Genomic DNA, 6,163 nt, shown 5'->3' with positions numbered 1-6,163 from the left:
CCCTTCAGTCCGTCTTCGGGTCCGTACCCGCCCCGTGGGGCACGTACGGCGGTCGTCCCGCCTCCGGGCCGGCGCACGTACGGGGTCGGCCTACCGGGTCAGCGCACGTACGCGGCCGGGTTGGCGACCACAGCGAACCCCAGGCCGTACGCGCTCATCCCGCGCCCGTACGCGCCGATGTGGACTCCCGCCCCGGTCGTGCCGGCCAGTACCCAGCCGAACTCCGACTCGCGGTAGTGGAAGGACGTCGGCACCCCGTCCACCGGCAGTGAGAGGGTCGACCACTCGGGGCCGGTCAGATCGTCCGCCAGCTCGAACGCGGTCTCCGTCTGCTGGTCGAGCCAGTCGTCACGCAGCGAGTGGTCGAGCTTCTCCGGCCAGGTGTGCGCCAGCAGGCCGGAGCCGGCCAGCCAGGCGGCCGAGGAGACCGTGGTGGCCTCCAGCACGCCCGTGCCGTCGCCGGTACGCCTGACGGGGTTCGCCGCGACGGTCACCACGACGGCGAAACGCTCCTTCTCGGCACCTGCCGTCTCGGACCGTATCGTCGGCTCGTCGCCGTGACCGATCGCGCCGTGCTGGACCGTCCCGTCCGCGGCGGTGCCCACCTGCATCAGGCGCCGGGGACCGGTGAAGGCCTCGTCCAGCGCGTACCAGGGGAAGGCGGCGTTCTTGAATCCCTCCGCCGCACGCCGGGCAGCCGTGTCCCCCTGCGCCGTGCGGGATCTGTAGCCGCTCTGGTCCGGCGTTTCGCCCGCCGTCCCCTGCTGCTCCGTCACCCGGCTCGTCGTCGACATGTACCCGGCCGCCTCTCCGTCTTTCACACCTGCAGCGGACCCGCCCCCCTCGGGCGTCCTCACTGCCGGACAGATGGAGAATAGCCACCCTGTCCCCGCTCGCAGGGATTGACAGTCCTCAGGTGGCGTCTGCGTCGAACGGCGGACGGGTGTCGCCGGCGGGCTTTTCGCCCTTCTTGAGCAGGTCGGGGCCGCCTGAGGAGGAACCGTTCACCGCGGCGGGCACGGAACTGTCCGACACACCGGAATGCTCCGTTCCGTTGACGGCGTCGGCGACCTCGTTGATCTCCTTCTTGAGATCAAAGCTGCTGCGGAGTTCCTTGAGGTCCTTCAGATCCTCGTTCTCCGCGAGCTGCTTGCGGATGAACGCCTTCGGGTTCAGGTCCTCGAACTCGAAGTCCTTGAACTCGGGCCCGAGCTCGCTGCGGATGTCCTCCTTCGCGCTCTCGGAGAACGCGCGGACCTTCCGGATGAAGCGGCTGGCGTCCTGGATGACCTTCGGCAGCTTGTCGGGGCCGAAGATGAGCACGGCGAGAACCACGAGCGCCACCAGCTCCAGTGCGCCTATGTCATTGAACACCTTGCTGCTCCTCGTGTTCTCCGTGCTCGCTGCGTGCCCCGTGCCCGCCGCGGTCCGCGGACCGGCCGGGATCCGGGTCCGGTCCACGGTACCCGGCGAAACTGTCGGCCCGGTACCTTCCGGGCAGCGCCGAGATGGTCATGAGCTGTCCGCGGAACCGAGCACGAGCGTCACCGTCCGCTCGTCCCCGCCGCGACGCAGCGTCAGCTCCAGCTTGTCACCGGGGCGGTGTGCGCGGATCTTCACGATCAGCTCCTCGCCGCTGTGCACACGCCGGCCGTCGACCTCGGTGATGACATCGCCCGGCCTGACACCCGCCTCGGCGGCGGGACCGCCCGGGGTGACGGCGGGGGAGTCGTCCTGGCCCTTGTCGCCGACACGCGCCCCGTCACCGGCGAACTTCATGTCGAGGCTGACCCCGATCACCGGATGCGTGGCCTTGCCGGTGTTGATCAGCTCCTCCGCGACGCGCTTGCCCTGGTTGATGGGAATCGCGAAGCCGAGCCCGATGGAGCCCGCCTGGGCCCCGTCGGTCCCCGCACCGGTGTCCGCGGCACGGATGGCGCTGTTGATGCCGATGACCCGGGCCTTGCCGTCCACGAGCGGACCGCCCGAATTGCCGGGGTTTATCGGTGCGTCGGTCTGCAGGGCGTCGACGTAGCTGATGTCGCTGCCGTCGCCCTTGTCGCCGCCGGCGGTGATCGGCCGCTCCTTGGCGCTGATGATTCCCGAGGTGACCGTGTTCTGGAGGTCGAACGGTGCGCCGATGGCGACGACGGGATCGCCGACCCGGACGTTGTCGGAGTTGCCCAGGGGCAGCGGCTTGAGGCCGCTCACCCCGCTCACCTTGACCACGGCGAGGTCGTAGCCGCTGTCCTTGCCGACGAGGGTGGCCTTGGCCGTCTCGCCGCCGCTGAAGGTGATCGAGATGTCACCCGAGGCGCCGGCCGGGTCGACGACATGGTGGTTGGTGAGGATGTGTCCCTGCTCGTCGAGCACGAAGCCGGTTCCGGTGCCCTGTTCCGCGTCGCCGCTGACATGCAGGGTGACGACGCTCGGCAGGGCGCTCGCGGCGATGCCTGCGACGCTGTCGGGCGCCCGGTCGGCGCTCTCGCGACCGGCCTGGGGAAGCTCGATGCGGGTCACACCGCCGTTGCGCTCCACATAGGCGCCTATGACACCGCCGGTACCGCCCGCGACGAGCGCGACGACCAGCGCCCCGATCAGCAGCGGGCCGCGCCTGCGCCTGCGGGGGGCGGCCGGCTCCCCCGACTGGGTGAGCGGCGCTCCCGGCGCACTCCAGGGGTCGTACTGGAGCCAGACGGAGGACAGCGGCTGCGGCCGCTCCGGGGCGGGCGGCGGACCGGCCAGGGCGGGCGACGGCGGCACTACGGGGTCGGAGTGCGGATGCTGCGGCGGGTGCGGATGCGGGAGCAAGGGCTGGGACTGGGGCTGAGGGTGCTGGTCCGGGTGCGGATGCGGCTGCGCGTAGCCGCCGTTCCCTGCGCCCGGCGTCGCGTACTGGGCGGGCAGCGGCGTGCCGTGGGCCGGTGTCGCCACCGGGCGCTGCACGGGAGGGGCGGGCGCCCACGGGCCGGGTCCGCCGTACGGCGGGGTGCTGTAGGGATCGGGGTCGTGCAGCGGCTGGGGCCTCTGGGCCACGGCGCCCGCTGGGGCGGCCGCCCCGGGCACGGTGGCGTCCACCGGCGCGGGCACCTCCGCGTGGGCCGCCGCGGGCACCTCCGCGTGGGCCGGCGCGGGCGCCTGCGAGGGCACCTCGGCGGGAGCCGGCGCGGGCGCCTCATCAGGCGCCCCCGCGGGCGCCGGGACCGTCGCCCCGTCCAGCTGCGCGTGCGTCCGGGCGTCCACCCGGTCCGTTTCCGGTGCCGCTGACGCGTCCACCGATGAAGCGTCCCGGGCCCCGGGAGCCTCTTCCGGCGCGGGTGCCTCCTGCCCGGAGGGGACCGCGCGCCCCTTGTCGGGGCGGCTCCACCACTTCGCCTTGGGTCCGGTGGGCTTCCCGTCGTCCATGCTCTCCCCGCAAACTGCCGGCCGCTGCGGCGCCCCCGCGGGCACCCGCTGAGATTCAACCAGGTTTGCGAATCCGCGCGCAGGGTCCTGGTCGGGTCCTGCTCAGGTGCCCGGTGCCGGTCAGCGCGAAGGCGGCGGGGCGGGCTGCGACGGGGCAGCCAGATACCTGGGCACGGGATTGGCCACAGGACCGATCGCCGCGGCGGCGGCCAGGTGCAGCGCCGCTGCCGTGGGTCGTATCAGCGGCGTCGTCGAGGAGGCGTGGGCCAGCGGCGAGACACCGAGGTGGCGATTGAGCGCCTGACCACCCGGCTCCCCCGGCACCGCGGCGATCACCGGCCCGGAGCCCGGCCTGGTCTGGCCGCTTCCGCCCCGGCGCCGGTCGCCGTCCGTGCCGCGGTACACGGTGGCACCGCCACCGGATCCCGGGGTCGTGGTGTTCGCGGCGGTCGTCGGCGTCGCGGTGCGCAGCGGCGTCACCTTGTTGCCGCCGCCCTGCCCGCGCGCACCGGAGTCGCCGGAGGCGTCCAGCGGAACGGCACCGCCCAGGGCGATGGCGGCGAAGGACACGGCGCTGGCCGCCGCGAAGGCGAACCGCCTGCCGCGCCACGGCGAGCGCTCAGCTTCCGCGCGGCCGACCTCGTGGATCCGGAAGCCGCTGCCGCCACCGGGCAGAACGGCCGCGTGGGCCCCGCCGGGGACGTAGCCGAACGTCTCCGCGCGTGGATCGCGCGGTCTTCCCGCGGACGGGTTCAGCGCTCCGAACACCCCGCCGGCGGCACGTCCGCCGCCGAAGGGGCCGGGCTCGTCGTCGTCGCCCGCGGCGCCGGGACCCGCGGGCAGGCCCTGGAGCCGCGCGAGCAGCCCCTCGGACAACGGCGGCGGCGCGGCCTGGGCGAAGACGTTCTTGAGACGGCGCTGGGCATCGGCCTCGGCCTTGCATCTCGGACAGGTCGCCAGGTGCGCGAGAACCCGGTCCCGGGCGTCGTGCTCCAGCTCACCGTCGACGAGTGCGGCCAGCCGGTCCCCCAGATGCTGTTCCGCAGGAGTCGGACCTGTGCCGCTCACGCCGGTCCACCCTCCCCCGCGAGACTCACGGCACCCGCCAGCGAGCGCTGCTGCTCCGCACGCGCCTCCGGGGAACGGTGCTGCAGTGCCTTGCGCAGGTGGGAGCGGCCGCGGTGGATGCGGCTGCGGACGGTGCCGAGCTTCACGCCCAGGGTCGCGGCGATCTCCTCGTACGACAGGCCCTCGATGTCACAGAGCACCACGGCGGCGCGGAACTCGGGCGCGAGGGTGTCCAGCGCCTGCTGCACGTCCGCGTCGAAGTGGCTGTCGTTGAAGACCTGCTGCGGCGACGGCTCCCGGCTGGGAAGACGCTCTGCCGCGTCGTCGCCGAGGGCGTCGAAGCGGATCCGCTGCTTGCGGCGGACCATGTCCAGGAAGAGATTCGTGGTGATCCTGTGGAGCCAGCCCTCGAAGGTGCCGGGCGTGTACGTCGACAGGGAGCGGAACACGCGGACGAAGACCTCTTGGGTGAGGTCCTCCGCGTCGTGCTGGTTACCCGTCAGGCGGTACGCGAGGCGGTAGACCCGTGCGCTGTGCGTGCTGACGATCTCCTCCCACGTGGGAGGGGTCCAGGCCTGCGATTCCGCATCCGATGCGAAGGTCGCCGTGGTGACGGAGTCGGAGGGCGTAGAACGGTCAGCAGTGTTGGTCACGGATTTCGGCTCACCCACCGACCTGAGAAGGCGCCTCAGCACTCCTCCCCGATCCGCAGGTGCAGCCGCACCTCCCCTGTCGGCTCTGGTGGTGTCCAGCGGAGCCCCTACCATAGCCACCTCGCCCGTTAGCTCCGGATAAGAATCTTTACGTGGATTTGGAACCCGGCATCCGGGCCCTCTCCACGCGCTTCCCACTGCCTCGACAACGACCGGTCCCATCTGCGGGTTCCCGGGTCCAGCCGATACAGTCAGCGTCGCGCCAACTACGGGGACAGGAGAGGGTCATAACCGCCAACCAGCAGACGAGCTGGGCGTTCGCCGACGCCTTTGTCGCCGAGGACGACGCTCTGCGCTGGGCCCGGGAGCGGGCCCGGGAGTCAGGGCTGCCCTCGGTGTCCCCGGGCACCGGCGCCGCCCTGCGACTGCTGGCCGCCACCGCCGACGCGAAAGCGGTGGCCGAGATCGGGACCGGGACGGGAGTCTCGGGCATCTACCTGCTGCACGGCATGCGCCCGGACGGCGTCCTGACCACGGTGGACCTCGAGCCGGAACGCCAGCAGTTCGCCCGGGAGGCCTTCCGCGCGGCCGGCTTCGCCGGGAACCGCGCCCGCTTCATCCCCGGCCGCGCGCTCGACGTCCTGCCGCGGCTCGCGGACGGCGGATACGACCTGGTCTTCTGCGACGGCGACCGCACCGAGTCCCTCGACTACCTCGCTGAATCGTTGCGCCTGCTGAGGCCGGGCGGACTCGTCTGCTTCGAGGGCGTGTTCGCCGACGGCCGTACGGTCGACTCCGCCGCGCAGCCGGTGGAGGTGCTCCGGGTGCGTGAGCTGCTGCGGGCGGTCCGCGAGAGCCATGAACTCCTGCCGACGCTGCTGCCGGTGGGCGACGGGCTCCTCTGCGCGGTCCGCCGCGCCTGAGCCGGCGCCGGGCGAGGCCTTCCGGGCCCCGTGCCTCCCACGCCGACGGGGCCGGGACTGCCGCACCCCTTGAACACAAGGGCCCGGTCTGCCGACCGGGCCCGGAACACACAC

General features: G+C 72.7%; 6 protein-coding genes. 1 reads left to right on the top strand and 5 read right to left on the bottom strand.

Annotation, left to right across the window (positions count from 1 at the left end; all coding sequences use genetic code 11):
• Nucleotides 1-98: 98 nt before the first annotated feature.
• From ACWGH4_RS29130 to sigE, 5 genes are all read right to left on the bottom strand, one after another.
• Entirely contained in the window at nucleotides 99-794 is a 696-nt protein-coding gene (locus ACWGH4_RS29130; RefSeq protein ID WP_441264051.1) for a hypothetical protein, read from the bottom strand.
• 118 nt (nucleotides 795-912) lie between these two features.
• A complete protein-coding gene (locus tag ACWGH4_RS29125; protein WP_453466179.1) occupies nucleotides 913-1,374 on the bottom strand; it encodes a sec-independent translocase in 462 nt (153 codons plus the stop codon).
• Nucleotides 1,375-1,512: 138 nt separating this feature from the next.
• On the bottom strand, nucleotides 1,513-3,405 hold the full coding sequence (locus tag ACWGH4_RS29120; protein WP_453466177.1) for a trypsin-like peptidase domain-containing protein: 1,893 nt from the start codon (nucleotides 3,403-3,405) through the stop codon (nucleotides 1,513-1,515).
• 120 nt (nucleotides 3,406-3,525) lie between these two features.
• Nucleotides 3,526-4,473, bottom strand: coding sequence for an anti-sigma factor family protein (locus ACWGH4_RS29115; protein WP_453466175.1), 948 nt, complete (start codon nucleotides 4,471-4,473; stop codon nucleotides 3,526-3,528).
• Nucleotides 4,470-5,240, bottom strand: a complete 771-nt coding sequence (gene sigE, locus ACWGH4_RS29110; RefSeq protein WP_441264047.1) for an RNA polymerase sigma factor SigE — start codon at nucleotides 5,238-5,240, stop codon at nucleotides 4,470-4,472. The genes ACWGH4_RS29115 and sigE overlap by 4 nt, the downstream gene beginning before the upstream one ends.
• A 131-nt stretch (nucleotides 5,241-5,371) precedes the next feature.
• Here sigE and ACWGH4_RS29105 point away from each other — a divergent pair, with 131 nt between their 5' ends.
• The gene (locus ACWGH4_RS29105) at nucleotides 5,372-6,049 is read left to right on the top strand and encodes a class I SAM-dependent methyltransferase (RefSeq protein WP_441264234.1); all 678 of its coding nucleotides are present in this window, start codon (nucleotides 5,372-5,374) and stop codon (nucleotides 6,047-6,049) included.
• Nucleotides 6,050-6,163 lie beyond the last annotated feature (114 nt).

The organism is Streptomyces sp. NPDC054847 (assembly GCF_053610925.1).
Note: the sequence above shows the minus strand (reverse complement) of the source record. Positions and strands in the feature narration are given on the sequence as shown.